The organism is Dokdonella sp., assembly GCF_049593775.1.
Taxonomy (GTDB): domain Bacteria; phylum Pseudomonadota; class Gammaproteobacteria; order Xanthomonadales; family Rhodanobacteraceae; genus Dokdonella.
In genome coordinates, this window is record NZ_JBAWHJ010000360.1 from 1 (window position 1) to 3,093 (window position 3,093).

A 3,093-nucleotide genomic window follows, 5' to 3' on the forward strand; every position below is an offset into this window, starting at 1 on the left:
CAACCAGCTGTTGCGCATCGAGGAGGCGCTGGGCGCACAGGCGCGTTATGCCGGTGGCAAGGCATTCCCGAACCTGCCCGACTTCAAGTGCTGATCAAGAGCTGATCCGGATTACGCGATGCTGCGCTACGTCGCCCTCATTCTGCTGACCCTGCTGATTGCCTTGCAGGTCAAACTCTGGGTTGGGCAGGGCGGGATGGCCGAAGTCTGGCGCCTGGAAAAAGCAGTCGCCGAACAAAAGCGCAAGAACGATGAGCTCAAGGCACGCAATGATGCGCTGAGTGCCGAAGTCGCCAATCTCAAGGATGGCGAAGAGGCGATCGAGGAGCGGGCACGTTCCGAGCTTGGGCTGATCAAGCCGGGCGAGAAGTTTTATCAGGTGGTGGAGCCGGCCGCTGATGCACCAGGCAATGACGGACACTGAGTCGGACTACTGGTGCGTGGTTCCGGCAGCCGGGCGCGGTAGCCGTTTTGGTGGGGACGTGCCCAAACAATATGCATTGGTAGCCGGCAAGCCACTAATCCAGTGGACGCTGGAAGCGCTTGCGCTTCATCCACGCATCGCCGGCATCGTCGTCGCACTCGCGGCGACGGATTCGCGCTGGGTCGACCTGGAGTTGCCCGGCGGCAAGCCGCTGTTGCGCGTCGACGGAGGCGGGGAGCGCGCAGATTCCGTCGCGGCGGGTTTGAGGGGTTTGCCGGAATGCGTGACAGATCAGCACTTCGTGCTTGTGCACGATGCGGCGCGACCCTGCGTACTTGCGTCTGACATCGACAAGCTGATTGATCATGGTCGCCCGGCTGGCGGTGCGTTGCTGGCAGCACCCATGCGCGACACGCTCAAGCGCGCCGATGCGCACGGGCGCATCATGATGACGGAGCCGCGCGATGGCCGATGGCGCGCAATGACACCGCAATTTTTTCGGCGCGGAGAACTGCTGTCAGCGCTCGAGGCTGCACTTGTTGCTGGCGATGCAGTCAGCGACGAGGCCATGGCCATGGAACGGGCAGGCTTCAGCCCGCTCCTGGTCGAAGGCAGCGAAGACAACATCAAGGTGACCACGCCTGCGGACCTGGCATTGGCGGGGTATCTTTTAGGCCGGGAACAGAGCATCGGGAATGGTTGAAAAGCCTTGTGTTGCAGATTCCATTTTCTTCATGGCATCGCTGGAACAAGACTCCAAACCAGATCCGTTGCCTGCACCCAGCATGTAATCTAAGCATTCCTCATTCCTCATTCCCCATTCCCGGCTCTTCCCCCATGCGTATTGGTCAAGGTTTCGACGTTCATGCATTCGGCCCAGGCAACCATGTGGTTCTGGGTGGCGTGACGATTGCGCACTCGCAGGGACTGGTCGCGCATTCGGATGGAGATGTCGTGATCCATGCGCTTTGCGATGCGATCCTCGGGGCGATGGCTCTGGGTGACATCGGGCGCCACTTTCCGCCAACGGATGCGCGATGGAAGGATGTCAGCAGCAGGCATTTTCTCCTGCATTGCGCGGCGTTGATGATCGAGAACGGTTTTCTGCTGGCGAACGCCGATATCACGATCATTTGCGAGGCACCGAAGATCGGTCCGTACGCCGATGCGATGCGGGTAAATCTTGCGGCCGACCTGGGCTGCGCGCATGCGGATGTGAATATCAAGGCCACCACGACGGAGAAGCTGGGCTTCACGGGGCGGGGCGAGGGAATCGGTGCCATGGCAGTGGTTTTGCTCATGCGCCGTGGCAAGTCGGCGCTCGAGACACCGGATGATCCGGACTTGCGCAAGCTTGTCGCACGGCTGCATCTGGATACCGCCGAATGATCACACCGGCCTATGCCCATGGCGGCCCTCCGCTGCAGGGGTTTTTGCGCGCGACCGCCGAGGATTTCGAAGTAGAGGAGGTTCTTGGTTTCGAGCCGGATGGCACGGGCGAGCACGTCTTTGTGCTGGTCGAAAAGCGACACGCGAACACCGAATGGGTGGCCGGCCAGCTGGCGCGTGCTGCGGCCGTGCAGCCCCGATCGGTGAGCTTCTCGGGAATGAAGGATCGCCACGCGGTGACGCGGCAGATGTTTTCGGTACAGCTGCCTGGCCGAGAGGGGCCGGACTGGACCAAGCTGGACATTGAAGGCGTCAAGGTACTTTCAGCAAGCCGGCATTCGCGCAAGCTCAAGCGCGGTGTGCATCGGGAAAACAGGTTTCGTATTCGACTCACACGTCTCGAAGGAAATCGTGCCGCCGCTGAAGAATGTCTTGGCCGGATTGCGTCCCATGGCGTACCCAACTATTTCGGCGAGCAACGCTTTGGCCGAGAAGGCGGAAACCTGACCAGCGCGAGGGTGCTCTTTGCCGGCGGGCGCATGGGTCGGAGCCAGCGTGGTTTCGCGTTGTCGGCGGCACGTTCGCATGTTTTCAATTGCGTGCTCTCGGACAGGGTGGGCGGGCGCTCCTGGAACCAGGCCCTGGAAGGTGAAGTGTGGATGCTGGGCGGCACTCATTCGATCTTCGGGCCGCAGCCGCTTGACGACGAATTGCTGCGGCGCATGAACCGCTTCGACATTGACCCGACCGGCCCACTCTGGGGGCGGGGCGAATTGCGCAGTTCTGGCAAGGTAGCCGAAATTGAAACTGGAATTGCCCTTGATTCGGGCTTTTCCGCAGGTCTCGAGGCTGCCGACTTGCGACAGGAGCGGCGGTCATTGCGTGTCATGCCTGCCGGGTTCAGTGCCAAATGGGAATCCGGAGATTCACTGCTGCTGGAGTTTTCTCTGCCCTCAGGCTGCTTTGCCACTTCGGTGATTCGCGAAGTCTGTTCCACCAATACGGATTGCAATTGAATCGGCTGCAACTATTGCGCGACACTGTGCGTCTCATCCTGTGGGCAAGCCGCACCTCAGGTGCACCTGCCTTGGTCCAGCCGGACGGCCCGATGGTCGTTCGCAGACATCACCTGGAGGGCGACATGAAACGATTTCTCGTGTTTGGTGCAGTAGCAACTTCTGTTCTGTTTCTATCTGCATGTGCGAGCAGCAACAGTCGATTCGCCAAGGAAGAGGTATTCGAAATTGATCATGAATACGTGGCCGCGGTCAGTCATGCCG

At 60.5% G+C, this 3,093-nt stretch carries 3 protein-coding genes and 1 pseudogene; all 4 read left to right on the top strand.

What is annotated here, in order from left to right; genetic code table 11:
* The first annotated feature begins 118 nt into the window (after nucleotides 1-118).
* The 4 genes and pseudogenes from ftsB to truD all read left to right on the top strand — a co-directional run bounded on the left by ftsB (nucleotide 119) and on the right by truD (nucleotide 2,829).
* The gene (ftsB, locus tag WBP53_RS12375) at nucleotides 119-424 is read left to right on the top strand and encodes a cell division protein FtsB (RefSeq protein WP_423929361.1); all 306 of its coding nucleotides are present in this window, start codon (nucleotides 119-121) and stop codon (nucleotides 422-424) included.
* Entirely contained in the window at nucleotides 411-1,127 is a 717-nt protein-coding gene (gene ispD, locus WBP53_RS12380; RefSeq protein WP_423929363.1) for a 2-C-methyl-D-erythritol 4-phosphate cytidylyltransferase, read from the top strand. Before ftsB ends, ispD begins: the two co-directional genes overlap by 14 nt.
* Nucleotides 1,128-1,261: 134 nt before the next feature.
* Nucleotides 1,262-1,729 (top strand): annotated as a pseudogene (gene ispF, locus WBP53_RS12385) (2-C-methyl-D-erythritol 2,4-cyclodiphosphate synthase); the annotation flags it as partial.
* An 80-nt stretch (nucleotides 1,730-1,809) separates the two neighbouring features.
* The gene (gene truD, locus WBP53_RS12390) at nucleotides 1,810-2,829 is read left to right on the top strand and encodes a tRNA pseudouridine(13) synthase TruD (protein ID WP_423929365.1); all 1,020 of its coding nucleotides are present in this window, start codon (nucleotides 1,810-1,812) and stop codon (nucleotides 2,827-2,829) included.
* The last annotated feature ends 264 nt before the right edge of the window (nucleotides 2,830-3,093 follow it).